The sequence below is a fragment of the Streptomyces sp. NPDC048441 genome, assembly GCF_043200235.1.
In the GTDB taxonomy this organism is placed as follows: domain Bacteria; phylum Actinomycetota; class Actinomycetes; order Streptomycetales; family Streptomycetaceae; genus Streptomyces.
On sequence record NZ_JBICXM010000002.1, the window covers coordinates 782,548 to 807,067 of the forward strand.

Annotated in this window: 24 protein-coding genes; 16 read left to right on the forward strand and 8 right to left on the reverse strand. The window is 70.9% G+C overall.

Going from position 1 to position 24,520, the window contains the following annotated elements:
- Positions 1-25: 25 nt before the first annotated feature.
- A complete protein-coding gene (locus ACGFSB_RS07720; protein ID WP_393395594.1) occupies positions 26-1,231 on the reverse strand; it encodes a Cmx/CmrA family chloramphenicol efflux MFS transporter in 1,206 nt (401 codons plus the stop codon).
- Positions 1,232-1,443: 212 nt separating this feature from the next.
- On the opposite strand from ACGFSB_RS07720, the gene ACGFSB_RS07725 reads away from it, so the two are divergent.
- From ACGFSB_RS07725 to ACGFSB_RS07740, 4 genes are all read left to right on the forward strand, one after another.
- A complete protein-coding gene (locus tag ACGFSB_RS07725) occupies positions 1,444-2,028 on the forward strand; it encodes a dihydrofolate reductase family protein (protein WP_393395597.1) in 585 nt (194 codons plus the stop codon).
- A gap of 10 nt (positions 2,029-2,038) precedes the next feature.
- Positions 2,039-3,631 carry a carboxylesterase family protein gene (locus ACGFSB_RS07730; protein WP_393395600.1) on the forward strand — a complete coding sequence of 531 codons (1,593 nt, stop codon included), beginning with the start codon at positions 2,039-2,041 and terminating at the stop codon, positions 3,629-3,631.
- Positions 3,632-3,838: 207 nt separating this feature from the next.
- Positions 3,839-4,753: a polysaccharide deacetylase family protein gene (locus tag ACGFSB_RS07735; protein ID WP_393395603.1), complete on the forward strand. Its 915-nt coding sequence runs from the start codon at positions 3,839-3,841 to the stop codon at positions 4,751-4,753.
- Positions 4,754-4,763: 10 nt separating this feature from the next.
- Complete coding sequence (locus tag ACGFSB_RS07740) at positions 4,764-4,910, forward strand: hypothetical protein (RefSeq protein ID WP_393395606.1); 147 nt, start codon at positions 4,764-4,766, stop codon at positions 4,908-4,910.
- A 24-nt stretch (positions 4,911-4,934) separates the two neighbouring features.
- Here ACGFSB_RS07740 and ACGFSB_RS07745 read toward each other — a convergent pair whose 3' ends face one another.
- The gene (locus ACGFSB_RS07745) at positions 4,935-5,603 is read right to left on the reverse strand and encodes an ABC transporter (protein WP_393395609.1); all 669 of its coding nucleotides are present in this window, start codon (positions 5,601-5,603) and stop codon (positions 4,935-4,937) included.
- Positions 5,600-6,547 (reverse strand): ATP-binding cassette domain-containing protein, encoded by a 948-nt coding sequence (locus ACGFSB_RS07750; RefSeq protein ID WP_393395612.1) that lies wholly within the window; start codon positions 6,545-6,547, stop codon positions 5,600-5,602. Before ACGFSB_RS07750 ends, ACGFSB_RS07745 begins: the two co-directional genes overlap by 4 nt.
- Before the next feature lie 42 nt (positions 6,548-6,589).
- On the opposite strand from ACGFSB_RS07750, the gene ACGFSB_RS07755 reads away from it, so the two are divergent.
- The 3 genes from ACGFSB_RS07755 to ACGFSB_RS07765 all read left to right on the forward strand — a co-directional run bounded on the left by ACGFSB_RS07755 (position 6,590) and on the right by ACGFSB_RS07765 (position 11,962).
- Positions 6,590-7,363: a peptidyl-tRNA hydrolase gene (locus tag ACGFSB_RS07755; RefSeq protein ID WP_393395615.1), complete on the forward strand. Its 774-nt coding sequence runs from the start codon at positions 6,590-6,592 to the stop codon at positions 7,361-7,363.
- A gap of 150 nt (positions 7,364-7,513) precedes the next feature.
- On the forward strand, positions 7,514-8,455 hold the full coding sequence (locus ACGFSB_RS07760; protein ID WP_393395618.1) for an NAD-dependent epimerase/dehydratase family protein: 942 nt from the start codon (positions 7,514-7,516) through the stop codon (positions 8,453-8,455).
- A 45-nt stretch (positions 8,456-8,500) separates the two neighbouring features.
- A complete protein-coding gene (locus tag ACGFSB_RS07765; RefSeq protein WP_393395621.1) occupies positions 8,501-11,962 on the forward strand; it encodes an aminotransferase class I/II-fold pyridoxal phosphate-dependent enzyme in 3,462 nt (1,153 codons plus the stop codon).
- A gap of 10 nt (positions 11,963-11,972) precedes the next feature.
- Here ACGFSB_RS07765 and ACGFSB_RS07770 read toward each other — a convergent pair whose 3' ends face one another.
- From ACGFSB_RS07770 to ACGFSB_RS07785, 4 genes are all read right to left on the reverse strand, one after another.
- A complete protein-coding gene (locus ACGFSB_RS07770; protein ID WP_393395624.1) occupies positions 11,973-12,563 on the reverse strand; it encodes a toxin in 591 nt (196 codons plus the stop codon).
- Entirely contained in the window at positions 12,560-13,021 is a 462-nt protein-coding gene (locus ACGFSB_RS07775) for a helix-turn-helix domain-containing protein (RefSeq protein ID WP_393395627.1), read from the reverse strand. The genes ACGFSB_RS07770 and ACGFSB_RS07775 overlap by 4 nt, the downstream gene beginning before the upstream one ends.
- Before the next feature lie 317 nt (positions 13,022-13,338).
- A complete protein-coding gene (locus ACGFSB_RS07780; protein WP_393395630.1) occupies positions 13,339-14,490 on the reverse strand; it encodes an MAB_1171c family putative transporter in 1,152 nt (383 codons plus the stop codon).
- Between the two features lie 70 nt (positions 14,491-14,560).
- On the reverse strand, positions 14,561-15,289 hold the full coding sequence (locus tag ACGFSB_RS07785; RefSeq protein ID WP_393395633.1) for a TetR/AcrR family transcriptional regulator: 729 nt from the start codon (positions 15,287-15,289) through the stop codon (positions 14,561-14,563).
- Positions 15,290-15,442: 153 nt separating this feature from the next.
- Here ACGFSB_RS07785 and ACGFSB_RS07790 point away from each other — a divergent pair, with 153 nt between their 5' ends.
- The 9 genes from ACGFSB_RS07790 to ACGFSB_RS07830 all read left to right on the forward strand — a co-directional run bounded on the left by ACGFSB_RS07790 (position 15,443) and on the right by ACGFSB_RS07830 (position 24,045).
- A complete protein-coding gene (locus tag ACGFSB_RS07790; protein ID WP_393395636.1) occupies positions 15,443-16,132 on the forward strand; it encodes a TetR/AcrR family transcriptional regulator in 690 nt (229 codons plus the stop codon).
- 76 nt (positions 16,133-16,208) lie between these two features.
- Positions 16,209-16,649 (forward strand): hypothetical protein, encoded by a 441-nt coding sequence (locus ACGFSB_RS07795; RefSeq protein WP_393395639.1) that lies wholly within the window; start codon positions 16,209-16,211, stop codon positions 16,647-16,649.
- Positions 16,650-16,656: 7 nt separating this feature from the next.
- Positions 16,657-17,235, forward strand: coding sequence for a TIGR03086 family metal-binding protein (locus ACGFSB_RS07800; RefSeq protein WP_393395642.1), 579 nt, complete (start codon positions 16,657-16,659; stop codon positions 17,233-17,235).
- Between the two features lie 101 nt (positions 17,236-17,336).
- Entirely contained in the window at positions 17,337-18,104 is a 768-nt protein-coding gene (locus ACGFSB_RS07805; protein WP_393395645.1) for a DUF4142 domain-containing protein, read from the forward strand.
- A 109-nt stretch (positions 18,105-18,213) separates the two neighbouring features.
- A complete protein-coding gene (locus ACGFSB_RS07810) occupies positions 18,214-19,536 on the forward strand; it encodes a DUF692 domain-containing protein (RefSeq protein ID WP_393395647.1) in 1,323 nt (440 codons plus the stop codon).
- A 9-nt stretch (positions 19,537-19,545) separates the two neighbouring features.
- Positions 19,546-20,559 carry a TIGR04222 domain-containing membrane protein gene (locus tag ACGFSB_RS07815; RefSeq protein ID WP_393395650.1) on the forward strand — a complete coding sequence of 338 codons (1,014 nt, stop codon included), beginning with the start codon at positions 19,546-19,548 and terminating at the stop codon, positions 20,557-20,559.
- A gap of 121 nt (positions 20,560-20,680) precedes the next feature.
- On the forward strand, positions 20,681-21,493 hold the full coding sequence (locus ACGFSB_RS07820) for a DUF4142 domain-containing protein (protein ID WP_393395653.1): 813 nt from the start codon (positions 20,681-20,683) through the stop codon (positions 21,491-21,493).
- Positions 21,494-21,533: 40 nt separating this feature from the next.
- On the forward strand, positions 21,534-22,307 hold the full coding sequence (locus tag ACGFSB_RS07825; RefSeq protein WP_393395840.1) for a TIGR04222 domain-containing membrane protein: 774 nt from the start codon (positions 21,534-21,536) through the stop codon (positions 22,305-22,307).
- 115 nt (positions 22,308-22,422) lie between these two features.
- Positions 22,423-24,045, forward strand: coding sequence for an alpha/beta hydrolase (locus ACGFSB_RS07830; RefSeq protein WP_393395656.1), 1,623 nt, complete (start codon positions 22,423-22,425; stop codon positions 24,043-24,045).
- Here the strand turns inward: ACGFSB_RS07830 and ACGFSB_RS07835 are convergent, their stop codons facing one another.
- The gene (locus tag ACGFSB_RS07835) at positions 24,046-24,420 is read right to left on the reverse strand and encodes an RNHCP domain-containing protein (RefSeq protein ID WP_393395659.1); all 375 of its coding nucleotides are present in this window, start codon (positions 24,418-24,420) and stop codon (positions 24,046-24,048) included.
- Between the last annotated feature and the right edge of the window lie 100 nt (positions 24,421-24,520).

Below are 24,520 nucleotides of genomic sequence, written 5' to 3' on the forward strand. Positions count from 1 at the left end.
CGCGACGCGGGCGGAAGCACCGCGCTCAGCCGGCCACGCTCATACGCTCCCGGGGCTCCGCCCCGGCATCCCGCCCCGCATCCCCCGCCGCCCGCTGGAGCCGCGCCGCCCAGAGCACCCCCACCGCCCCGGCAGCGGCGAGCCCGGCGCCGACCCAGGCCACGGAGGCGTAGCCGAGCCCGGCGTCGATGACCAGGCCGCCGAGTAGTGGGGCCACGGTGTTGCCGACGTTGAACGCTGCCGTATTGGTGGCGCCGACCAGCGTCGGGGCGGCCGGGGCGAGGGTGAAAACCCTTGACTGCAAAGCCGGGTTGGTCACGTAGCCGGCCAGGCCGAGGAGAAGGACCAGCACGATCACGACCACGGTGGAGCGAGCCGTCAGCGCGAGCAGCGCGGAGCAGCTGGCGAGCGCCCCGAGCCCCAGGCCGAGGGTCCACAGGGGACGCGCCTCGGCCGTGCGTCCGCCGACGACCAGGCCCACCATCCCGCCGACACCGAACAGCGCGAGGACCGCGGGCACCCACCCCTCGGAGACTCCGCTCACCTCGGTCAGCAGAGGCGCGAGGTAACTGAAGGTGACGATGACCGCGCCGAAGGCGAAGGCCGTGATGGCGTACGAGAGCCAGAGCTGAGGCCGCGCCATGCCGCGCAGCTCGGCCTTCACCGACGTACGCCCGGATTCGCTCCGGCCGCCGGGGACGACGAGCAGCGTGTACACGAGGCTCACCACGGTGGCCGCCGCCACCGCCCAGAACGCCGCGCGCCAGCTGGAGTACTGGCTCAGGACAGTGCCCGCAGGGACGCCGACGACGGTGGCCAGCGTGAGCCCGCCCGCCACGACGGCGACCGCCCGCCCCTTCGCCGCCCCGGGCACGAGAGCGACCGCGGTGGCCACGGCCACACCCCAGTACCCCGCGTAGGCGAGGGCGCTGACCACACGCGTGACGAACAGGACTCCGTAGCCGGGCGCGAGCGCGCCGATCACGTGAGCGACGACGAAGGCCGCCTGGAGGGAGACGAGGGCGGTGCGCCGCGGCCAGCTCAGGGTGGCCACCGCGAGGAGCGGCGCCCCGATCACCATGCCGAGGGCGAAGGCCGAGATCAGCAGCCCGGCGTCCGGGATCGACACTCCCAGATCCGCGGCCATGCCCGGCAGCAGGCCGGAGAGCATGAACTCCGAGGTCCCTTGGGTGAAGATACCGAGCCCAAGTATGTACACCGCAGGCGGCATTGACGCTCCTCCTGATCACGCTGACCACAGTTCGGGTTTTGGAGCGACTGCTCCATAACTACACGTCGGGACGCTAGCACATGGTGAATCGATCGCTCCAAAATCTGAGTCCGCGTCCGGTCGGGCAGACGCGCGGGAGTATCCGCGCGTCAGTCAGGGCCGGGCAGCGTCCGGCGGTCGTACTGTCGAACCCCTTACCGAGGAGGACTCTCATGCGCAGGGTGACCTATTCGATGAACGTCTCACTCGACGGCTACATCGTCGGGCCGGACGGCAGCTTCGACTGGACGGCGCCCGACGAGAATGTCTTCCGCTTCTGGATCGACGAGATCCGAGACGTCGGCGTCCACCTGTTGGGGCGACGGCTGTACGAGACGATGCTGTACTGGGAGACCGCCGACCAGGATCCCTCGCTCGACGACTCGATGCTCGAGTGGGCCGGGCTCTGGAATCCGCTCCCCAAGGTGGTGTTCTCCACCACGCTGTCGGCGGTGCAGGGCAATGCCCGTCTGGTCTCCGGCGGCCTGGCCGAGGAGATCGAGCGGTTGCGGGCCGAGCCGGGCGAGGGCGAGATCGCGATCGGCGGCGCGACGCTCGCCGCCGAGGCTGCCGCGTCAGGTCTGATCGACGAGTACCGGGCCATGGTCCACCCGGTCCTTGTCGGCGGTGGCATTCCGTTCTTTCCCCAGCGCGAGCGCCGGGTGGATCTCGAACTCGTCGAGACCCGCACGTTCAGCTCGAAATTCGTCTACCTCCGCTACCGCGTGGCGCGTCGGCCGGCTCGCGACGCCAACTAGATCGGAACGAATGATGAAGGCAGCGCGTTTCAAGCAGTTCGGGGGGCCTGAGGTCCTCGCGAACGTGGATCTGCCCGACCCGCATCCGGGTTCCGGCCAGGCGATGGAGACAGCAACCACCCGCACCGCGAGCGGCACCGTCCGCGGCGAGCAACTCAGCGATGTTCAGCGCTACTTGGGCATTCCTTACGCCGCCGACCCGATCGGCGAGCTTCGTCTGCGACCGCCGGCCGGGCCCGCGCCCTGGGACGGCGTACGAGACTGCCTGGCCGCCTCCCCCGCTCCCCCGCAAGGCGGCGATCCGCTCCTCGAGGACGTCGTCGGCTACGAGCGGTTCGTCACCGGTGAGGCGAACTGCCTGACCGTCAATGTCTGGACGCCCTCGACCGCGGGCCGCCGCCCCGTCATGGTGTGGGTCCACGGCGGCGGCTACGTCCAGGGCCGCGGCCTACAGGTGTGGACGGACGGCGCGCGCCTCGCGGAGCGCTACGACATGGTCGTCGTTTCCTTCAACTACCGCCTGGGCGCGCTTGGTTGGCTGTACGTTCCACACCTCCTCGGCGAGGAGTACGCGCGGTCCGCCAACCTCGGGCTACAGGACCAGATCGCCGCGCTCGGCTGGGTGCGCGACAACATCGGGCACTTCGGGGGCGACGCGGGGTCGGTGACGGTCTTCGGGGAGTCGGCGGGCGGCGGCAGCATCGCCGCGCTGCTCGGCGCGCCCGCCGCGCGGCCGTTGTTCCATCGGGCGATCCTGCAGAGCGCGCCCGCCGAGACGGTGAAGACACGGGAGTCGGCGAGCGAGATAGCTGACGTATTCGCTGATGCACTGAGGGAGTTGGGCGGTGCGGGGGCCGATATCCGTACGGCTTCTGCCGAGTTGATACTCGCCGCTCAGGACGAGCTGGCGCGCCACTACCCGACGGACCCGCTCGCCCTGGCGCCGGTCGTGGACGGCGCGGTGCTGCCACTGCCGCCCGTGCAGGCGATCCGCGACGGCTCGTGCGCGCACATCCCGATCATCGCGGGCACGAACGAGCACGAGGCACGGCTGTTCGTCGGGCTCGGCCCCGCGATCGAGCCGAGCGCCTTCGACGAGGCGCTGACCTCGATGTTTCCCTCACCGGGCAGGGCCGCGGAGGCACGGGCGGTGTACGAGGCGTACGAGGGCCCCGCGTCGGCAGCGCCCACGGAGTCGCTCGCCGCGCTCATCACCGACCGCCTGTTCCGCTCTCAGACCGACGCGCTGCTCGATGCGGCGGTGGCGGGCGGGGGTGCCGCCTGGTCGTATCTCTTCCGCGCGACCACGCCGGTGCTCGGGGGTGGGCTCGGCTCGGCCCATACGCTCGACATTCCGTACGTGTTCGACGTACTGGACGGGCCGGGGCTGCGCGCCTGGGTCGGCGAGAAGGCCTCGCAGGGGCTCGCGGATGCGATGAGCGGGGCGTGGACCTGCTTTGCCCGCGGAGGTCACCCTGGAACTGAACTCCTCCCCGAGTGGCCTCAGTTCGATGCTTCCCGGCGGGCGACGATGGTGCTGGATTCGGAGCCTCGGGTGGAGTTCGACCCGTTGGGGGATCGGCGGAGGCTGTGGGGAGGGTGAAGGAGCCTGAGGAGGGGAGGCTGACGCCCCGCTTGTCAGGGTCGGCTATCGAAGGTTCCGGCAGTACTAGCGGTTCCGATGCTTCCGACGGCTCCCACGCTTCGGGCAGCTCCGGCAGCTCCGGCGGACAGGTGACGTCTAGCGCCTTCCGGGTCAGCGCGCCCCACCTTTACCGTTTTGCGCCTTTTCAGACTATATGTTCGCCAGATGACCACCCCTGCACGTCTGGCCCGCCTGGCACGTCCGGCACGTCTGGCACGAAGACTGACCACCACCTGCGCCCTGACCACCCTCACCCTCACCGCGCTCACCTCGCTCAGCGCCTGCGGCAGCGGCGCCCCCGCACCGCACGGCCGGGACCAGGCCGCGCACCCCTCCGCGAGCGCGCCGCCCCGGCCCGCCGCGACCCTCGCCCCCGGCCCGGCGGGCCTCACCCCCGTCTTCAAGAACGCTCCCCGCGCCCCGGCCGCCGCCGCACCCACGGTCGCCCTCACCTTCGACGCCGACATGACCGCCGATCAGGGGCCCCGCGCCGCGGCGGGAGAGCGGTTCGACCATCCGGCGCTCGTGGCGACCCTGCGCCGGATGAAGGTCCCCGCGACCTTCTTCATGACGGGGCGGTGGGCCGAGGAGTACCCGGCTCAGGCCAAGGACATCGGGCGGGACCCGCTCTTCGAGGTCGCCAACCACTCGTACAGCCACTACGCCTTCACCAAGCACTGCTACGGCCTGCCGACCCTCCCCGCCTCCCGTATGCGCGCCGACATGGAGCGCGCCTTCACCGCCTTCCGCAAGGCGGGCGTCGAGCACCCGGTGCCGTACTTCCGCTTCCCCGGCGGCTGTTACGACAAGCGGGCGCTGCGCGCACTCGCGCCGGGCGGCGTCACAGCCGTGCAGTGGGACGTGGTGAGCGGCGATGCCTTCGCGACGGACGCCGACGCGGTGGCCGAGCAGGTGCTCGCCGGGGTACGTCCAGGATCGGTCGTCGTCATGCACTGCACGCGCAGCGCGGCACCCACGACGGAGCGCGCCCTGCGGACGATCATCCCTAAGCTGCGTGAGCGCGGCTTCCGGTTCGTCCGGGTGTCGGAGCAGATCAGGGCGGCCGACGCACGGGGATAGCCTTCCCCGCATGGACGACTCCCCCGACGCCGATGCCCCCTTCGCCGAGTGCGTACTGTGCCGCGAGCCCACCGAGTACCCAAAGACGCACAAGGGCGTGACGCTGTGCCCCGTGTGCGAGTGGCACGAGGCTCAGCGCACGGCCTGTTCGGGCTGAGCCACCCCCGGCAGCCGGAGGGGCTCAGCCCCTGCGCGAAGCCATCCCGCAGGCCGCGCCCACCGCCGCCAGCGCGAGCACCGCCGCCCCCGCGACCGGCAGCAACGGCACCGGCACCACCCCGTCGCGCGACCCCGTGACCAGGCCCGTCAGAGCCGCCTTCGCGGGTGAGCCCGTGGTGACGAGGGCGAGCAGCGCGGCGAGCAGCAGCACCCCGATCGCCCTGCCCGGCGACCGCAACAGCGGCCAGCTGGTGACGGCTCCGATGGCGGTGCCGAGGAACGCGCTCACCAGCATGGCGAGCAGCCCGGCGCCGCTCGCCGCGATCCGGTTCACCGCCGTCCGGTGATCGGTGCTCGCCGCGTCACTGATCATCGCGACGACGGCGGTGGCGACGGCGCCGAGCACGATCGCCGCGAAGCAGGCGGAGAGCAGACAGGCCAGGTGCGCCCGCCAGGGCCCGACCGCAGCGGCGGCACAGCTGCGGGCGGCGGGCGGCTCGTTGGTGACGCAGATCCGTACCAGCCAGGCGGCGACGGGCAGCAGCGCGGCAGCGGCGTACGCGAGGGAGTCAAGGACGGGCTGCCCGCTCTGTACGCCGACGGCGAGGAACGCGGCGTACAGGATGACGGGGGCGAGCCAGCGCTGGGAGCGCAGCAGGAGCGCGGACTGGTAGTGCAGCAGGGCGTTCACCGGTCACGCACCTCGCTCGCGGGCGCGGCGGGCGATGCCCCGAAGCCGGACGCCGACACCTGATCGGACGCCCCCGCCCCCGCCCCGGATACCGACACCACATGCCACGGCGGGCGAGCCGTCAGCAGCGCCCGCAGCGCGACATCCGAGTGGGGCGCCGGAACCGTCAGCAGCACCACCCCCTCCGGAGAGTGCCCGGTGACAGTGCCCGGCACATGAGGCGGCGCGGCGCCCGGCGGACCCTGCGCCTCGATCACCACCGCAGGGCCGCCGTCCGCGGCAGCTGCCTCATCCGAACTGCCTTCCCTGGTACGGAGGTTGACCTCCGCCCCCACCACCGCGTACGTCACGTCCACCATCCCCGGGAGTCGCCGTGGATCATGGTCAACGAAGACCACGGCGCCACCCTCCGCGATCCGCTCGGCCACCGCCCGGTCGAGTTCGTCGCGGGCGGCGGCATCCAGGCCCGTCCACGCCTCGTCGAGCACAAGGAGGCCGGGGCCCGCGAGGAGCGCCTGCGCCACGGCGACCTTCTGGCTGCTGCCCTTGGACAGTTCCGAGAGAGGCGTACGCGCATGACTCCCGGCACCGAAGCGCTCCAGCCACTCCTCCGCGCCCCGCTCGGCCGCCCCCTTCGCCAGGCCGTGGATGCGCCCCAGGTGCGTGAGGTACCCGGCGGCCGTGAACGGCAGCGCCGCCGGGAAGCGTTCGGGGACGTACGCCGTGCGCGGCCGGCCCACGACACGGCCCTCACTCGGGGCATCGATCCCGGCGAGCAGCCGCAGCAGGGTCGACTTGCCCGTGCCGTTCGCCCCCTCTATCCGCACCAGCGTGCCCGCGCGGATGCCGAAACCGACACCACGAAGAACCCACGGCCCGCCGACGGCATAGCGCCGCCCCACCCCATCGAGCCGCAGCACGGCCCCCGCAAGATCGCTGTCCATGCGGCCATCCTCGCGCACGGGTCCGCCTGGCAGACTGAACAGGTGAGCAGCGACCAGACCGCCGGGGCAACCCCCGAGCCCCAGGACCACCAGAACCTCCAGGACAGCCCCTTCCGCGCCGAGCGGACGACACGTGACGAAGCGCCGCAGTACGTACTGCCGCTGGTCGCGCGGATCGAGCGCGCCGAGCCGCCGCACCGTACGGACGCCCTGGAGACAGCGGCCCGCGCGGTGCTCGTGATGCTCGGCGACGAGCGGTCTCTGGGCGAAGGCGAATGGGCGCAGGCCATGCGGGACTGGCAGGACGCCCGGATCCGCAAGGTGGTGCGGCGGGCGCGCGGCGCCGAGTGGCGGCGGGCCGAGGCGCTCCCCGGCATCACGGTCACCGGCAAGTCGGCGGAGGTCCGCGTCTTCCCGCCGGTTCCGCTGGACGGTTGGCCCAAGGATCTGGCCCGGCTCCAGGTCTCGGGCACGGACCTGGACGACCCGGAGCCGCTGCCGCCCGCGGACCCGGCCGCGCCCGTCCTGTGGATGAGCCCCGAGGTCGAGATGACGGCGGGCAAGTCGATGGCGCAGGCGGGTCACGGCGCCCAACTGGCATGGTGGGAACTGTCGGACGAGGAGCGCTCGGCCTGGCGGGACACCGGTTTCCCGCTCTCCGTCCGCACCCCGGACGCCGCGCTCTGGCGTGAACTCGTGGCGAGCGGCCTGCCGGTGGTGCGGGACGCGGGCTTCACGGAGATCGCGCCCGGGAAAACCGTCGTAGCAGAAGGGGGCAGTCACTACTGCCCCCTCCCGCGCGAACGACAGCCGTAGACGGGCTTCTGCTGCTGCGCGCGGTCGCTCTCGCGACCGGTGACCGTCGAACCGCGGACCGTCGTGAAGTTTGGCCGAAATCATCAGCGATCCAGCCCCACCTGGCGCACCCGACGCAAGAGCACCACGGGCTCGCGCTAATGTGCGCGCGTGAGTCTTCATGTCGTCATAGGTTTCGGGCCCGCCGGTGCGGCCACTGCTCGGCAGCTGGCCGACAAGGGCCATTCGGTACGAGTCATCACCAAGTCGGGTCGCAGCCCAGAACCCGGCATCGAGCACGTCGCGTTGGATGCGACGGACAGCAAGCGACTTATCGAGGCCGCACAAGGCGCGGCCTCGATCTACTCCTGTGCCGCACCGCCCTACCATCGCTGGGCGAGTGACTGGCCGCCGCTCGCCTCGTCGATCTGCGAGGCGGCCGAAGCGACCGGGGCCGTCCTGGTCGTGCTGAGCAACCTCTATGGCTACGGTCCGGTGGACGGTCCCATGACCGAGCAGCTGCCGCTCGCGGCGACAGGATCCAAGGGGCGGGTGCGCGCCGCCGTTTGGGAGCAGGCGCGGAAACTGCATGAGCAGGGTCGCGTCAAGGCGGTGGAGGTGCGGGCCTCGGACTTCTTCGGGCCCGGCGTGACCGATGGCGGGCATCTGGCCGCGCGGGTCGTGCCACGAGTGCTGCGCGGCAAGCCGGTCTCCACGCTCGGGGACCCGGACACTCCGCACAGCTGGACCTATCTCCCCGATGTGGCCAGGACCCTGGTCGAGGTCGCCGTCGAGGAGCGGGCCTGGGGACGGGCCTGGCACGTACCGACGGAGCCCGCGCTGTCCGTCCGGGAGATGGTCGACCGCCTGGCCGCTCGGTCCGGAACGGAATCGGTCGCGGTACGGAGGCTCCCGTCGGCCGTGCTCGGCGCCGCGGCGCTCTTCTCTCCGCTGATCCGTGAACTGAGGGAACTCCGCTATCAGTTCGACCGTTCGTTCGTCGTCGACTCCAGTGCCTACGAGGCCGCGTTCGACGTACGAGCCACCCCGGTCGATGAGCAGGTCGAGGCGACCGTGGACTGGTGGCGTGAGCGACTGGCCGGCACTGGGTGACACCAGCACCGGATGACAGGTGACACTTCCGACAGGACGGATTCCATGGCGGATTCAGCGGGGGCGCGGCGTGATGACGTCGCGATCGTGGGGATGGCCTGCCGCTTTCCAGGGGCGCGGAATGTGAGCCAGTACTGGCGGCTCCTGGAGGCGCCACAGACGCAGTTCGGCGCCGTTCCGGACTCGCGGTGGCGCCGCGACGCCTTCCTCAGTGACAACTTCCGGGACGTGTCCACGGCTTATACGGACACCATGGCACTACTGCCGGACGTGGGTCACTTCGACGCGTCGCACTACGGCATCCCACCGCGGCGGGCCCGGTCGATGGACCCGCAGCACCGTCTCCTCGTCGACCTCGCCCGCGAGGCGATCCAGGACGCGGGGTGGGAGGCCGAGGGCTTCGACCGCGAGGAGACCTCGGTGATCACATCGCTCACCGATAGCGGCTACCGCGAGATCAGCACCCTTCGGATCCGGATGCGTCAGCTGGCCGGCGGCGAGTTCGGGGCACGGATGGCCGACCCTCAGTGGGCCCAGACGGTCCGTGCGGTCGGCGGACTGCACGGCACATCCGTGTCCGGGCTCCTGCTCAACATGGGGCCGAGCACGATCAGTTCGGTGTTCGATCTGCACGGCGAGAGCTATGCGCTGGACTCGGCATGCTCCGGTGGACTCATGGCCGTCGCCAACGCCGTCCACGCCCTGCGTGCGGGACGAAGCCGTATCGCACTCGCGGGCGGCGCCCAACTGATTCTCACCCCCGACCTGTTGGTGGGACTCTGCCGGGTCGGCGCCATCTCGCGCAGCGGCAGGTGCCTGCCGTTCGGCGCGGAGGCCGACGGCTTCGTCCTGGGAGAGGGCGCCGGGGTCCTGGTCCTGCGCCCCCTGGCCGACGCGCTGGCGGCAGGTGACCGGGTCTATGCGGTGATCCGGGGTGTGGGAACGGCCAACGACGGGACCGTGCACGGTGGCATGAATCCTCAGCCGTCCGGTCAGCTCCGGGCGTTGCGCCGGGCCTACCGGGATGCCGGCCTCGCCCCGGATGCGACGGGGTACCTGGAGGCCCATGGCACCGGGACCGCGGTCGGCGATCCCGTCGAGGTCGGTGTCCTGCGCGAGCTGCGTGGTCAGCACGGCGCACCCGCCTACTTCGGCGCGGTCAAGGCGGTGGTCGGCCACTCCCTCAACGCCGCAGGGGTGGCCGGACTGATCAAGACCGTCCTGGCGGTGCACAGGGGAGTGATTCCGCCGCAGCCGGAGTTCGATCTGGCCGACAGCTCCGGGCTCGAAAGCGCGCATCTGACCGTCCCGACCAAGGCGGTCCCGTGGCCGGAGTCCGGGCAGCCGCGCCGGGCGGGAGTGAGCGCGTTCGGCTTCGGCGGCACCGGTGTCCATCTGGTGGTGGAGGAGTGCACCACGGCATCGGGCTTCCCGGCACCGGAATCGGGGCCGCACCTCCTGGTTCTCAGCGCCCGCGACCGGGCCGGCCTCGCCCGCTACGCGGGGGATCTCGCGCACACCATGGCCGCCGATCAGCTGCCGACGGCCCAGGTGGCGGCCACCCTGGCGCACCGGGCCCCCTTCGCCGAACGCCTTGCTGTGGTGGCGAAGGACACCGCCGACGCGGTCACGAAGCTGACCGCGGCGGCCGAGAGCCTGACCGCGGGCCGTACGGGAGAGCTCGGGCCGGGGCAGGTGGCCGGCACGGTGTCCCCAGCTGACCAAGGTGACCCGTCGGAGGTCGCCGTACCGGCGCCGGGCGCGCTGTCCATCGAGGCACACACGGCCGCGTTGACCGAGCTCGCGCGGCGCTCTGTCACCGGCCCGGGGCTTCGCCCGGTGGCAGAGCGCACACCCCCGTGCACCCTGCCACCGAGTCCGCTCGCCCCCCGCCACCACTGGGCGGTGGACGAGTCGGCTCGCGAGAGTGAGGCCACCGCCCACACTCTTGAAGCGGTCGAAGAGGACAAGCCCGCTCCGGTCGAGGCCCCCGCGGCGGCACGAGCCGGTGACGCTTCGGCCGTGTCCATCGTGCTCGAAGAGGTCTCGCGGACTGGGGTCTTCCCCCTCGCCGACCTGAGCGAGCAGATGTCCCTCGTGACAGATCTCGGCTTCGACTCCCTGATGCTTCAGGAGCTGGAGGTCAGCATCGGCAAGCGAATACCGGGCTTCCGCACCGAGGAGTTGTTCTCGCCGGACCTCACCGTCGAGCAGCTGGCCGCGCTGGTCGCCCCCGGGCTCACGGAGGCGTTGATCCCCGGTGAACCCCTGCCGCAGGAGACACGGGCCGCCTGGGACGCCGAGGCCGCGGGCGTCGATGACTTCCCGGAGGTGCGGCAGTTCGAGGAGCGCTTGAGCGCGATCACCGGCAGTGGTGCGGACTTCCCGTACTTCCGGGTCCACGAGGGCAACATTCGCGACACGACGGTGATCAGCGGCCGTTCGTACGTCTCCTTCGGCAGCTACAACTACCTGGGGCTCTCCGGCCATCCGGTGGTCAACAAGGCCGTGCACCGGGCGGTGGACCGGTATGGGACCTCGGTCTCCGCGAGCCGTGTGCTCTCCGGTGAACGGGACCTGACGGTAGGACTCGAGCGGGCTCTCGCCGAATTCCTCGGCGTCGAGGACTGCCTGACGCTGGTGAGCGGCCATGCCACCAACGTCACCGCGATAGGGCACCTGGTCGGCGCGGGGGACCTCGTCCTCCACGATGCGCTCGCCCACGACAGCATCCTTCAAGGCTGCGCCTTGTCCGGCGCGGCGCGACGCCCGTTCGCCCACAACGACTTCGGCCAGTTGGAGCACCTGCTGCGGATCAACCGGTCCCGGTTCAGGCGGGTGTTGATCGCCGTCGAGGGCGCTTACAGCATGGACGGCGATCTCGTCGACCTGCCCGCCGCGATCGAACTGAAGAAGCGGTACGGCGCCTTGCTGATGGTCGATGAGGCGCACAGCATCGGCACCGTGGGCGAAAGCGGCCGCGGCGTCGGCGAGTTCCACGGTGCCGTCCGGTCCGACGTGGATCTCTGGATGGGCACCCTCTCCAAGGCATTCGCCAGCTGCGGCGGTTACCTCGGCGGCTCGGCCCGGATGGTGCGGTGGCTGCGTCACACACTGCCGGGCTTCGTCTACAGCGTCGGCCTGACCCCGGCCAACGCGGCCGCGGCGCTGGCCGCCGCCGAGCTGATCACCGCGGAACCGCACCGGGTGCGCACTCTGCGGCGAAACGCGGAGCTCTTCCTCAGCCTTGCCGCCTCGGCCGGTCTGGCGACGGGATCCAGTGCCCACACCCCGATCGTTCCGTGCCTTCTCGGTAGCTCGACGAAGACCTTGCGTGTCGCGGACCGGCTGTTCCACCGGGGCGTCATCGCGGATCCGATCTTCCATCCCGCCGTGGAGGAGGGCCTCTCGAGGCTGCGGTTCTTCGTCACCAGCGAACACGGTGAGGACGACATCCGCAGGACCGTGTCGATTCTGGCCGAGGAGGTGGCATCCGCCACGGAATGAGCAACTCACGTCAGATCAGGGTGCGTTCGATCCGGCTGAGCATGGCGCTCTTTCCGGAGTCCGCGCGGTCCGCCGCTTCCTCGGCAGGGGGAGCATCGCCCTGTTGTTGCCCGGTGCCACCCACTCGTTGGGAGAGCAGATAGGCGATGATCTCCGCCTCCTGTTCCTGAACGTCGTCGTACGTCGCGCGCAGGAGCATGTCGCGTACGAGGTCGGGGTCGAGGTTGGGGAAGAGGAGCCGGGCGGTCGCCTCGTCCAGCAGGCCCGCGCCCCGATGACAGCAGATGATGTGGCCCAGCTCATGCAAGATGATGTGCTCCTGATGCGTGCTGGTCGTTTTGGCGTCGTAGAAGACCAGGTCCTCGTCGCGTGCGGCAACCCACATCCCGCACGGATGCGACGCGGGCATCTGCATCGGGACCAACGTGATCGGGCGGTCGCGGATCTCTCCGAGATGGCGGCACAGCTCGGCCACATCGGCCACCTCCGGCAGCTCGAGTTCAGCTATCCGCTGCGCGCCCGTCCTGCGGAGCCTCTTGAGCTGGCTGTGGCGGTCCTGATCGGTGGACCGCTCCTTCCGCTCCTTCTTCGGACCTTTCACTCCGCCTCCGATGGGGGGTCGGCGACGGGCGGAAGACCCTGCATGTGCCGGTACTGATCCATGATGGCCGTGATGGCCTGGAGGTTCTCCCTCTTCATGCCGGCCGCCCGCATGGCCACGGAGCGGACCCCCGCCTGTCGCAGCGCCTCGATGGCGGCGACCTCGCCGAGCACCGACTGGGCGACCTCGTCGTCGAAGAAGTAGGCAACCGACACACCGAAGAAGCGAGCCAGGGCGGCCAGCAGGTCGGGGGAAGGATTGGAGCGCTTGCCCGTCCGCAGCTGCGACAGATACACGCCACCGACCTTGAGTTCGGAGTGTGCCTGCTTCAGCTCCTCCGCCACCTCTGCGTTGGTCCAGTGCCGGCCCTTCGGGCGAACCGTCTTGAAGAGGTCGTCCAGACGCACTGCAAGCAGTGGCCGGTCCTCAGTCTCGGTCTCAGTCTCGGTCTCGGACATCGTGAATCTCCCTCCCGTCACCTCCTCGGCATAGCCCTCGGCTATCTGTAAGTTTCGCAGATTAGCGGACAGTTGACAATTGACCGAGAGTCCGCCAACGTTGGGGCTCGCCGATAGCTGTCAGCTAACTTGGCTCACGGGGGTGGTCAAGTTGGCTGCTGGCCGGTCGGCGATGTCGGTCCGGCTCTCGGGGAGTGGGCCAGGCCGGCTGCGATGGGGGCATGCCCACCCCAGCCGTTGAAAAGGCGGGGGAACGGGGGCAGCGGGGGAACGAAGCCCGCCCGGTCCGACGGGGGATGCGGACCGGGCGGGAGCTCTCAACTTGCGTCGCCGAGCTTACTGTAGGCGACCGAGACTTGGGTGAGCCAGGCTACTTCCGCCGTGAAGTTGTCCGTATCTCGATCTTCGAAGTCGCCGGTGTCCGCGTTGTCGTCGGGCACGGTGCCGTTTCGCTTGGCGTGCAGCGCCTGTCTGATCTGAGCCGCTTCGGAGAACGCCTGCCGGGACTCCTCGCTCGTACCTGAGTCCGGTCCGACCGCACCATTGGTGCCGCGGTCGATGTAGGGGCGCAAGTCCCGCCATCCGTCGCGTATTTCGACGACCCGCCGGTGCAAGCGGTAGTCGAGGTCGGAGACCGAAGTCCCGGGCGGCTCCAGGACGATGTCCGGAGAGGCCTCGTACAGGTCACGCCAGAGCGGGTACAGCGCCCGGTACGACCGGTAACTACTCGCCCATTCCAGGAGTTTGGCCGCTGAGGCGCCCCAGGAGGGCAGGGTCAGGCTGAGTGAGAGAACGGCGATGCCCACCGCGCTGAAGACGGAAGCGGCGACCTGCCAGACTCCGATGTCGACCCCTGCCGCGCCGGTGAGGATGTTGACCGCTCTGGCCGTGCAGTAGAGGAAAAGGATCATTGCCGCGACGGACAGCAGCCGCAAGGCCTGGCGCAGTGAGACGTTGTCGGTCATACGGGCGTACGTGCCGCACTGGCGGAAGATGGTGACGCACGGAACTGCCTGGGAGACGACGAAGAACAGCAGATAGGTGAGGACCAGCGGCCGGTCGGTGCCGTCGAAGTCCGAAGCCGGCCGGCCAGGACCATCGGCGAGAAAGAAGAGAGCCACAAGGAGTGCGTTCAGGGCGACGCCGGTGATCATCCAGTATCGGGCCTTGCGTATCGCCGCCTCGTCGGCGGCGGCCCAGCGCAGCAGGATGATCTGCGCGCTGACGCAGAAGGCGACCGCCGACAGGTGCATAAGGAGTATGGCGAGGTTGCCGACGCCCAGGAAGCTGTCGCTTCCCATGGCCACCGCGCCCATGGTGAACGTGAGGCACTGGAACACCAATGTGACGACCAGTGTGCGGTAGGCGCTCTCCCGCCAGCTGCGCCGGACTTGGGACAGCCGGTAGCCGAGCGCGGCATATGAGGAGAGCGCCGAGATGGCGAAGAGGAGGGTTCTGGTGGTGTTCACAGTCTGATTCCCTGCAAGGGCCGCGCACGTGAACGGCGGTTCAGTGAAAGACAGTTCAACGGTGGATGGATCAGGCGGAGGTCTCACCCACGGGAACCACGAGCCCGACACTCTCGGCTGCCACGGCGATGGCGTAGTCGAAGAACGCGGCCTCGTCGCTGACGCTGTCGTGCGTACGGCTGAAGACCTGGAAGACCAGGAGCCCGATCAGACTGCTCCACAGCACGATGCCGCGCTCGATGATGTCCGAGAATGGCGCCTCGGGCAGGCCGCCGAAGAGCTCCACGGCCTCGGGCCGCAGCAGCGGAGGTCCGGGCACCGCCCGCCGGGGTGGCGTGACTTCCCCGGCCTCAAGACCCGAACGCACGATGCCGGCAAGGACCGCGGGGGTGCGCGAGGCAGGCGGGACCGTGTCCTGCGGGGCGTGGTAATCCGGAATGGGCGAACCGTAGATGAGCGTGAACTCGGCGGCGTTGTCGAAGGACCACTGCCGCAGCGCGCGAGTAGCCGCGAGGAGCCGTGCGCCCGCCGGCGCCTGGGCGTCCGAGGCCGACCGATCGGCCTGCTCCATCGCGGCACCGGACTCGTTGTAGGCGTCGATCACCAGCGCGGTCAGCAGGTCGTCCCGATGAGGGAAGACGGCTTCCACATCGGTGACGGAAAGACCGCCGCTCCGGGCGACGGCGTCCAGGGACAGCCCCCCGGCCCCCAGTTTCGCGAGCAGTTGCCGCGCTGCGACCTTGGCGGCCGCCCGCGTTCCGGTGTTCTCATCGGCGTCGCTTGCTCCGGAAGTATCCATGCCCAGACCGTACCTGTCGGCGACAACGACCATGAGAGCGGACGCCCGACAGCCTCGGCCCCGCGTTGTGATCCAGACACTCGGCCGTACCGTCACAACCCGTAAGATTCGCAGCAGCGAAACGGACACCCGCCCTGCGCTGAGGAGGCCGACATGGGCAGCAGGAGCAGGGCCGACGGCGCGAGCGAGGCCGCAGTCCCAGCCGGCACCAAACTCGACGGCCGTGTCGAGCGCGGTAATCAGACCCGGCGCCTCGTCCTGCGCCGCACGGTCGACATCGCATCGGTCGAGGGCCTGGACGCGCTGTCGGTCGGCCGTCTCGCCACCGAGCTGAAGCTCAGCAAGAGCGGGGTCTTCGCGCTCTTCGGCTCCAAGGAGGAGTTGCAGCTCGCGACCATCCGCGCGGCGGGCCGTATCTTCCTGGACCACGTGGTGGAACCGGACAGGCTGTCCCCGCCCGGCCTCGGCCGGGTGCGGCAGCTGTGTACGCGCTGGCTCGACTACTCACGGGAGCGGGTCTTCCCCGGCGGCTGCTTCTTCTACGGAGTGATCGCCGAGTTCGGGGCCCGCGAGGGTGCGGTGCACGACGCGCTGGTCCTCGCCGACCGCGACTGGACCGACCGTCTTGTGCGGTACGTCACCGAGGCACGCGACACCGGCGAGCTGCGCCCGGACACCGATGTCCCCCAACTGGCCTTCGAGCTGATCGCCTTCATGGAGTCGGCGAACGCGCAGTCGGTACTGCACGACGAGCCGGACGCCTACCGCAGGGCGGGCGTCGCCATCACGGCACGTCTGCACGCGGCGGCGGCAGATCCCGTACAGGCGCGGCAACTCCCCTGAACCGCCTCGCACATGGGTTCCGTACCGACTGCGATAACAAGTAGCACGACCGTTCGTTTAGATTTACTCTCATCGTATGCCTCCTTCACCGATCAGGCGTACGCCCTGGCAAGCGGGACCCGAGACGCACGCGCGGGGCCCGGTCCTGGTGAGCGTCACCGAATTCACCGCCGACCGTCACACCCAGACCGCCCCGATCGCCCTGTCGGGGCTGCGGCTGCGCCGGAGCTGGCCCGGGACGCCCGGCGCCGTCGGCATGTGGCTCTGGATCGACCCGTGGCGCAAGCGCTCGGGGTCCGTCTCGATCTGGACCGGCGAGCGGTCACTGCACGCGTTCGTCGGGCGCCCCGACCACGTACGGATCGTCCGCGCACACCGGGACCGGGGCACGATGCGCGCCACCGCCTGGACGGCGGACCGGCTCGACCCGGATGCGGCGTGGGCCGCCGCGCACGCATTGCTCACCGACCCAAGTCCCTGGCCCGCTCCGTCCGTTCACGCCCAGGAAGGACCTTGAGAACCTCATGACCGACCTCATCGCGCTCGACCGCACCGCCGTCCAGGAATCGTTCCGCCTCCTCCGCACGGCCCGCGACGACGACTGGGAACGCCCCTCGCCCTGCGCGGGCTGGACCTTGCGGCGTCTGGTGACGCACATGACCGCGCAGCACCACGGATTCGCGGCGGCGGCACGCGGCTCGGGCGCCGACCGTACGTACTGGATCGAGCCCGACCTCGGCCGCGACCCGTTCAAGCTCTACGACGAGTCGGTACGCCACGTGCTCGCCGCGTTCGCCGAAGAAGGCGTCCTGGAGCGGGGGTTCACGCTTCCCGAGATCGGCGGGACGTTCACGGGACGGATCGCCGTCGGCTTCCACTTCCTGGACTACGTGGTCCACTCCTGGGACGTGGCGACGGCCATCGGCGTCGATCCCGGCCTGGCCCGGCCGGTCATCGAGGCCGCACTCGAAATCGCCCGCCAGGTACCGAAGGACCCCGAACGCCGGGGCCCCGGCGCCGCGTTCGCGCCGGTCCTGCCCACACCGGAGAACGCGTCCCCGCTGGACGAGATGCTGGCACTCCTTGGACGATCACCCCAGTAGCGCGCGTCATTGAACATCACGCACGCCTCTTCCGTACCTCCCGGTACCACGAAGTAGCTTGCCCTCCACGGCAAGTCGACGGGCACAGGAGGCACGGCACATTGCGGCGCATCAACGGCACGGCTCTGATCATCGCGGCACTCGTGGCCACACTGGGCGCGCTCGCGTTCCCCATGTGGTCCTACGCCGACCGCTCGGGCACAGGGCCCGCCAATCTGGCCGCCGGTTCCGTGGCCACGCAGTGGGGCCCGCTCTCGGCGGCCGACCGCGACCTGCTCGTGAAGGTGCGGCTCGCCGGGCTGTGGGAGATACCCGCGGGGCAACAGGCCGTCGAGCGCGCGCCGACCAAGGCGATCAAAGAGGCGGGTGACCATCTGATCGTCGGCCACACGGACCTCGACAAGCGGACCCGTGCCGTCGCGGCGCAGCTCGGCGTGGAGCTGCCGAACCAGCCCAATCCCCAACAGCAGGGCTGGCTCGATGAGTTGACCGCGGCGAGCGGGCAGACGTACGAGCAGAAGTTCGCGAATCTGCTGCGCGCATCGCACGGCAAGGTGTTCGCCGTGATCGCGCAGGTGCGGGACAGCACCCGCAACTCGCTGATCCGGCAGCTGGCCACCGACTCCAACCAGACGGTCCTCGACCACATCACGATGCTGGAGGCGACCGGGCGCGTCGACTTCGACGGCATCGCGAACGGCGGCGCCGCCACCGCGACAGCCAGCCCCAGCGGGCCTCCCCCGCCCTCCGGCGACACACCCCCCGAGCCGCCGCCCGCAGGCCCGAGCGGCGATGTGTCCACCACGTCGCGGCCATCGCCCGCGGCGCCGGGAGACGTCAATACGGACCGGCCGGAACCTCAAATGTAGCTCTGAACGTCCCTCCTCAGGGGTTCGTCGGCGTCTGTCGGGGTCATGAGCCCTGCACACGTTCACAAGACACGGGCACGACGCGGGGTCTTGGCGGAGGAGGGGGAACATGAAGCACCTGGGGACCGGAATCGGGTGGCGTCCGGAGATCGCGGACGCCGTGGAACGGATGCCCGGCATCGACTGGGTCGAGGCCGTCTCGGAGAACCTGTGCCCAGGTCACCTCCCCGACTCCTTGCTGCGGCTGCGCGAGCGCGGTGTGACAGTGGTGCCGCACGGCGTCTCGCTCGGCCTCGGCGGCGCGGAGCGCCCCGACGAGACCCGCCTCGCGGCGCTCGCCGAGCGCGCGCAGACGCTCGGTTCGCCGCTTGTCACCGAGCACATCGCGTTCGTACGCGCCGGTGGCCCGCTGACGGCTTCGCAGCCCCTCGAAGCGGGCCACCTGCTGCCGGTGCCGCGCACCCGCGACGCCCTCGACGTGCTGTGCGAGAACGTCCGTATCGCGCAGGACGCGCTGCCGGTGCCGCTCGCGGTGGAGAACATCGCGGCGCTGATCTCCTGGCCCGGCGAGGAGATGACCGAGGGACAGTTCCTGTACGAGCTCGTCGAGCGCACGGGCGTACGCCTCCTCATCGACGTGGCCAACCTCCACACCAACCACGTCAACCGCGGCGAGGACCCGGCCAAGGCCCTGGACGAACTGCCGGTCGAGGCCATCGCGTACGTCCATGTCGCGGGCGGCGTCGAACGGGACGGCGTCTGGCACGACAGCCACGCGCACCCGGTCCCGGAGCCGGTCCTCGCGATCCTGTCGGACCTGGCGTCACGGGTGACCCCGCCGGGCGTCCTCCTGGAGCGGGACGAGAACTTCCCGGAGCCCGAGGATCTCGAGCGGGAGCTGGACGCGATACGGGCGAGGTTGCGGGTGCGGGGGCGGACGAAGGCTCCGGTCTCCGGCGAGTGCGCCGTCGTCACGGCACCGGCCGCGCAGCCCTCCGCTGCCGCCACCGTCTCCGCCCTCACCCGCCAGCGCCTCGCCCTCGCGCAGACCGCGCTCCTCTCCGCGCTCGTGGCCGGGACGCCCGTGCCCGAAGGGTTCGACCGGGCGCGGCTCGGCGTGCAGGGCCGGGCGCTGGCCGGCAAGCGGGCGGACGTCGTGGCGAAGGTGGCTCCCGAGCTGCCGGAGATTCTCGGCACCGCCTATCGCGCGGAGTTCCTCGCATACGCCCAGGCACGGCCGATGTCCGGCGGATACCGGCGTGACGCGCTGGACTTCGCCGAGCGGCTGCTGCTCGCGGGGCAGCCCGAGGACGCGGAGACCCGCGGTCGGCTGACCCAGTGGTGGCTGGAACGGTCCGGCCCCGCGCCGCTGGACGCGCGGCCGGTCACGCGGTGGCTGCGGGCGGCGCGGTTCGCCCTGCGGCGAGGTTAGGAGGCGGTCATGGGGGTCGTGTCCAGCTGCTTCGCCCTGCTCATCGCGGCTTCGACGGTCGGACTCGTCGTCGGCGTCTCCCGGATACGGCGGGCCGTGCCTCCGGGGCCCGACGCACAGCACGGAGCCGTGTTCGACCCGCTGGAGGCGGCCTTCCTCGCCGGCGGCCCCGGCCGGGTCGCCGACGCCGCGATCGCCGCCCTGCACGAGGACGGGCGCCTGGTGGTCGCGTACCCCGGCATCGTCGAGATCCGCTCGGCCGAGGTCCGCGACCCGGTGGAGGGCGCGGTGCTCCAGGCCCATGCCGCCGCGCCGAGCGGCGCCCTGCACTCGCTGCGCGTCGGCGTGATGCGCAGCCCCGCCGTGCAGGCGACCGGCGACGCACTGGCCCGGCGCGGCCTGATGGTGCGGCCCGAAGCCCTTGACCGCCTGCGCCGCTGGAAGATCCGGCACAACGCCCTGAGCTTCGCCGGGTTCTTCCTCGTCATCGGCGTCGTCTCCGTCGAGGACGACAACGGCCCCGGGTGGCACCCCGTGAGCTGGTCGACCATCCTCCTGATCGCGGCCTGGCTGATCGGCGCCCTGATCGGCCAGCTCTGCAGCCGCACCACCCGCGCCCGGGTGACCTCCACGGGCCGGACCGCGCTCGCGGAGTACCGCGCCGTCGGCGCGCACGCGTCCGGTGCGGCGCACAGCGTGGCGGTGGCCGGCCTGGTCGGCGTGCTCGACCCCGGCCTTCGTACGCAGTTGGAGGCCGCGCACCGCATCCGGCCGGGGCGTACGACGGGGAGGTCCTCGTCGTACGCGAGCTCCGGGGCGGGCAGCATCGCGTGGTGCGGGGGCGGCGGAGGCGGCGGCGGTTCGTCGTGCGGCGGCTCCGGTTGCGGGAGCTCCGGCGGGGGCTGCGGTGGCGGCTCCTCCTGCGGTGGCGGGGGCGGGTCCTCCTGCGGTGGCGGGGGCGGGTCCTCCTGCGGTGGCGGCAGCTCAGGCGGGGGTGGCGGCTGCGGCGGCGGCAGCTCCTAGGCCGCTGTGACCGCCCGCATTCGATACTGCCTACCCGTACGGAAGTTGACGTACTCCGGGCGGTAACCCGAAATTGCCTCCCCGCGGCGCACTAGCGTGCGGTGCCGCAACAGGAGGCGTCATGCGATCCATCAACGGCACCGGCCTCATCGTCGCGGGGCTCGTCGCGACCCTGGCCGCTCTGCTCTTCCCCGTCTGGTCGTACGAGGACAGGTCGGGCACCAGCCTGGACAGATTCGACGCGGAGACCGTGTCGACGCAATTCGGCCCGCTCTCCGCGCTCGACCGCGAGTTCATCACCAAGGTCCGCCTCGCGGGCCTCTGGGAGCTCCCCGCCGGGCAGCAGGCCGAGGAACGCGGCACCACCAAGGCCGTCAAGACCGCGGGCGAGCACCTCGTCGAGGGCCATACGTTTCTGGACGCGCGGGTGCGCGAGGTGGCGACGCGGCTCGATCTCGAACTGCCGAGCCAGCCGAACCCCCAGCAGCGGGACTGGCTCGGCGAGCTGAGCGACGCGCACGGCGAGGCGTACGACGAGAAGTTCACCAACATCCTGCGCGCCGCCCACGGCAGGGTCTTCTCGGTGGTCGCCGAGGTCCGCGCGACCACCCGTAACTCGCTGGTGCGCGCGCTCGCCGACGACGCGAACACGACGGTCCTCGACCACATCAAGGTGCTCGAGGGCACGGGCCTCGTGGACTTCGACGAGCTGGCGCGCGACGCGGCGTCGGCGGCCCCCGCCCCGGTGACCCGCTCCCCGGCCCCGCCGGGCCCGGCCGACTCGCCGTCCCCCGCGACCCCGGTCTCCCCCTCCCCCACGTTCTCGCTGCCTCCACCGGCGTCCCGCCCCAAGCCGACGAAGGACAAGGGCAGCAAGGACAAGAGGAGCAAGAGGAGCAGGGAGGACAAGAGCTCACGTCCACATGCTGAATAACCCGTGGCGCGCACCCCGCCCCCTCGCATACAACACCGGCATGTTCTGGCTCCCGCTCCTCCTCCTGGCCTGGGTCACGACGGGCCTGGCCTGCGCCCGGCTCTGCCTCACCGCCTACCGCGCGGGCCCGCGCACCGCGGACCCGGCGCACCGCCATGAACTGACGCTCTACGAGGCCGCGTTCCTCTCCGGGGGCCCCGCACGCGTCGCCGACCTGACCCTGGTGTCGATGGCCCGTGCCCGGCGCCTGCTGCTCGCGCACACCGGCTGGGCGACGGTGGTGGACCCCGTGGGCGGGGACGACATGGAGCGTTCCGTGCTCGGCGCGATAGGCCCCGATGGGCAGTCGCGGATAGCCCTGGTGCGCCGTGCGGCGGCGGCCACCGACGCGATGCGCGGCCTCGCCGACCGCCTGGTCGCGGCGGGACTCGCCCTGCCGGACGGCAGTTCGGCGGGGGTCGCGGGAGCGGTACGGCAGGTGCGGGCGGCAGCGGTGGCGGCGCTCGCCCTGGGGGCCGTGGCGCTTGCCATGCCCGGCCAGGTACCCGCCGGGGAGGTGCCCGTCGCCGCGTGGTTCGCGCTGCCCCTCGCCCTGAACGCGAGCTGCCTCGCCGTCGCCCGCTTCGAGATCCACCCCTACCCCCGCTGGGCGTCGCCCGCGGGCCAGCGCCTCCTGAGCGCGCTCCCGGCCCGCGGCGGCTCCGACCTCACCGCCGTCGCCGTACGCGGCACCCGCGCGCTCGCCGACCCGGAGCTGCGCGCGGCCTTCGGACACCGGGACACGCGGCGGGATACGGCGCAACGGGGTCATTGAGCCGACACCGGCAGGGCGGTGCTTTACTTCGCCATTTACCAAACTAATCATCCCTTTTGTTCGAGCAACGCACGGCCGAATTGAAACGCATGGCCGAATGAAGGGATGAAGAGCGATGAGAGCAGCAGCCGCCCTCTACGGAACCGCCGGATCCTTGGTCCTGACCGCCCTCGTCGCCGCCCCCACGGGAAGCGCGTCCGCGGCCGACACCTCCCCCTACCCGGAGGCGCACGGCACCGTCGTCGCCGTCCAGCGCGCGCTGGCGGCCGGCACCCGCTTCGGCGCCTGCGCCGCGGCGGAGAGCCTGCCCCCCTCCGTCAAGTGCGCCACCGTCTCCGTGCCCCTGGACTACGCCCATCCGTGGGGCAAGCAGATCAAACTGACCGTCAGCCGGGTCAAGGCCACCAAGAAGGCCGAGCCCAGACGCGGAAAGGCCGTCAAGCGGCAAGGTGCCCTGGTGTTCAACCCCGGCGGTCCCGGCGGCTCCGGCATGTACTTCCCGATGGTCGGAATGCTCCCCGAGTGGAAGCGCATCGCGGCGGCGTACGACCTGGTGGGCTATGCCCCGCGCGGCGTCGGCCGCTCGGCCCCGATCTCCTGCCAGAACCCGAAGGAGTACGTCAAGGCGCCGACGCAGGCACCGATCCACCCCGACACCGCGTACAAGCTGAAGCGCGTCGCGCAGGCGAAGGCGTACGCGCAGGGCTGTGCCAAGCGCTCCGGGAAGGCCCTGCGGCACTTCACGACCCTGAACAACGCCCGTGACCTGGATGTGCTGCGGGCAGCGCTCGGTGAGAAGAAGCTGACCTTCATGGGCGCTTCGTACGGCACCTACTTCGGCGCCGTGTACGCCTCGCTCTTCCCCTCGCACGTGCGCCGTATGGTGTTCGACTCGGCGGTCAACCCCGACCCGGCGCAGATCTGGTACGAGAACAACCTCGACCAGTCCGCGGCCTTCGAACAGCGCTGGGCCGACTTCCGCACGTGGGTCGCCAAGCACGACAAGACGTACCACCTGGGCAAGACCCCCGAAGCCGTCCTGAAGAGCTACGAGAAGGTGCGCGCCAAGCTGGTGGCCAAGCCCGCGGGCGGCAAGGTCGGCCCAGGCCAGCTGCAGTCGGCGTACCTCCAGGCCGGGTACTACGACGACTACTGGCCGACGCGTGCCTCGGCGCTCTCCGCGTACCTGAAGGGCAACCCGAAGCCGCTGATCGAGCAGGCGTCGCCCGAGCCGAAGGCGGCCAAGGAGCAGGAGAACGGCAACGCGGTCTACACCGCGGTCGAGTGCAACGACGCGCCCTGGCCGACCGACTTCAAGACCTGGAACCGCGACAACTCACGCCTCGCGCGCTTCGCGCCCTTCGAGACCTGGGACAACGCCTGGATGAACCTGCCGTGCGCCTACTGGCCCGCGCCCCGGCAGCGTCCCGTCGACGTCGGCACCGAAGAGGGCGAGCTCGCCCCGACGCTGATCCTGGCAGCCGAGCGGGACGCCGCGACCCCGTACGAGGGCGCCAAGGAGCTGAACCGCAGGCTGCGGGGTTCGGTCCTGGTGACCGAGCGGGACGCGGGCACCCACGGCATCGGCGCCGGGCCCAACCAGTGCGTCAACGGCCACCTGGAGGCCTACCTCCTGGAGGGCAGGCTCCCCGTGCGGCGCGCGGCGTGCGCACCGCACAAGGAGCCCGAGCCGCTGTCCGGCGCGCGGGCGGCGGCTCTTCCCAAGGAGCAGCACTAGCTACAAGGCAGCAAGCCGTTCCAACGGGAACGGCGGCTGGGCCAGCGGACGCACCGCGAGCCGGGTCAGCGGCAGGGCGTTGTCGTCGCCCGCCGTGCGGTTGGCGTGCAGGACACCGCAGTGCGTGCAGCGATGGACGAGCACCCACTCGCCGTCTCCGCGTACGGAGATGGCGAGGGGTTCCATCCGGGCGCCGCACTCCGCGGCCCGGTCGCCCGGGGTGTCGTCGAGGTGACGGCTCCACAGGCAGTTCGGGCAGTGGTTGCGGTGGTCGGTGCCGGGGGCGGTCATCGAGACGTCGAGACCGCAGTGCAGGCAGCGGAAGGACTGGGCGCGCGCTTCAGTGCGGGCCCGCCGAGAGGTGTTGCGGGACATGGTGTGAGTGACTCCAGTGCGTCGCGGAATGGGCTGACTTCGAGCTGATCCGCGGGGCCCTGGGCATAAACGCACCATCTTTCGTCCTCGGCTACGCCTT

Coding starts and splice junctions, on each gene's coding strand:
- ACGFSB_RS07740 (WP_393395606.1), top strand. CDS start 4,764: ATGGACGACTCCCCCGACGCCGATGCCCCCTTCGCCGAGTGCGTACTG.
- ACGFSB_RS07795 (WP_393395639.1), top strand. CDS start 16,209: ATGCCTCCTTCACCGATCAGGCGTACGCCCTGGCAAGCGGGACCCGAG.
- ACGFSB_RS07830 (WP_393395656.1), top strand. CDS start 22,423: ATGAGAGCAGCAGCCGCCCTCTACGGAACCGCCGGATCCTTGGTCCTG.
- ACGFSB_RS07730 (WP_393395600.1), top strand. CDS start 2,039: ATGATGAAGGCAGCGCGTTTCAAGCAGTTCGGGGGGCCTGAGGTCCTC.
- ACGFSB_RS07820 (WP_393395653.1), top strand. CDS start 20,681: ATGCGATCCATCAACGGCACCGGCCTCATCGTCGCGGGGCTCGTCGCG.
- ACGFSB_RS07775 (WP_393395627.1), bottom strand. CDS start 13,021: ATGTCCGAGACCGAGACTGAGACCGAGACTGAGGACCGGCCACTGCTT.
- ACGFSB_RS07815 (WP_393395650.1), top strand. CDS start 19,546: ATGGGGGTCGTGTCCAGCTGCTTCGCCCTGCTCATCGCGGCTTCGACG.
- ACGFSB_RS07765 (WP_393395621.1), top strand. CDS start 8,501: ATGGCGGATTCAGCGGGGGCGCGGCGTGATGACGTCGCGATCGTGGGG.
- ACGFSB_RS07810 (WP_393395647.1), top strand. CDS start 18,214: ATGAAGCACCTGGGGACCGGAATCGGGTGGCGTCCGGAGATCGCGGAC.
- ACGFSB_RS07720 (WP_393395594.1), bottom strand. CDS start 1,231: ATGCCGCCTGCGGTGTACATACTTGGGCTCGGTATCTTCACCCAAGGG.
- ACGFSB_RS07835 (WP_393395659.1), bottom strand. CDS start 24,420: ATGTCCCGCAACACCTCTCGGCGGGCCCGCACTGAAGCGCGCGCCCAG.
- ACGFSB_RS07790 (WP_393395636.1), top strand. CDS start 15,443: ATGGGCAGCAGGAGCAGGGCCGACGGCGCGAGCGAGGCCGCAGTCCCA.
- ACGFSB_RS07750 (WP_393395612.1), bottom strand. CDS start 6,547: ATGGACAGCGATCTTGCGGGGGCCGTGCTGCGGCTCGATGGGGTGGGG.
- ACGFSB_RS07785 (WP_393395633.1), bottom strand. CDS start 15,289: ATGGATACTTCCGGAGCAAGCGACGCCGATGAGAACACCGGAACGCGG.
- ACGFSB_RS07735 (WP_393395603.1), top strand. CDS start 3,839: ATGACCACCCCTGCACGTCTGGCCCGCCTGGCACGTCCGGCACGTCTG.
- ACGFSB_RS07725 (WP_393395597.1), top strand. CDS start 1,444: ATGCGCAGGGTGACCTATTCGATGAACGTCTCACTCGACGGCTACATC.
- ACGFSB_RS07825 (WP_393395840.1), top strand. CDS start 21,534: ATGTTCTGGCTCCCGCTCCTCCTCCTGGCCTGGGTCACGACGGGCCTG.
- ACGFSB_RS07800 (WP_393395642.1), top strand. CDS start 16,657: ATGACCGACCTCATCGCGCTCGACCGCACCGCCGTCCAGGAATCGTTC.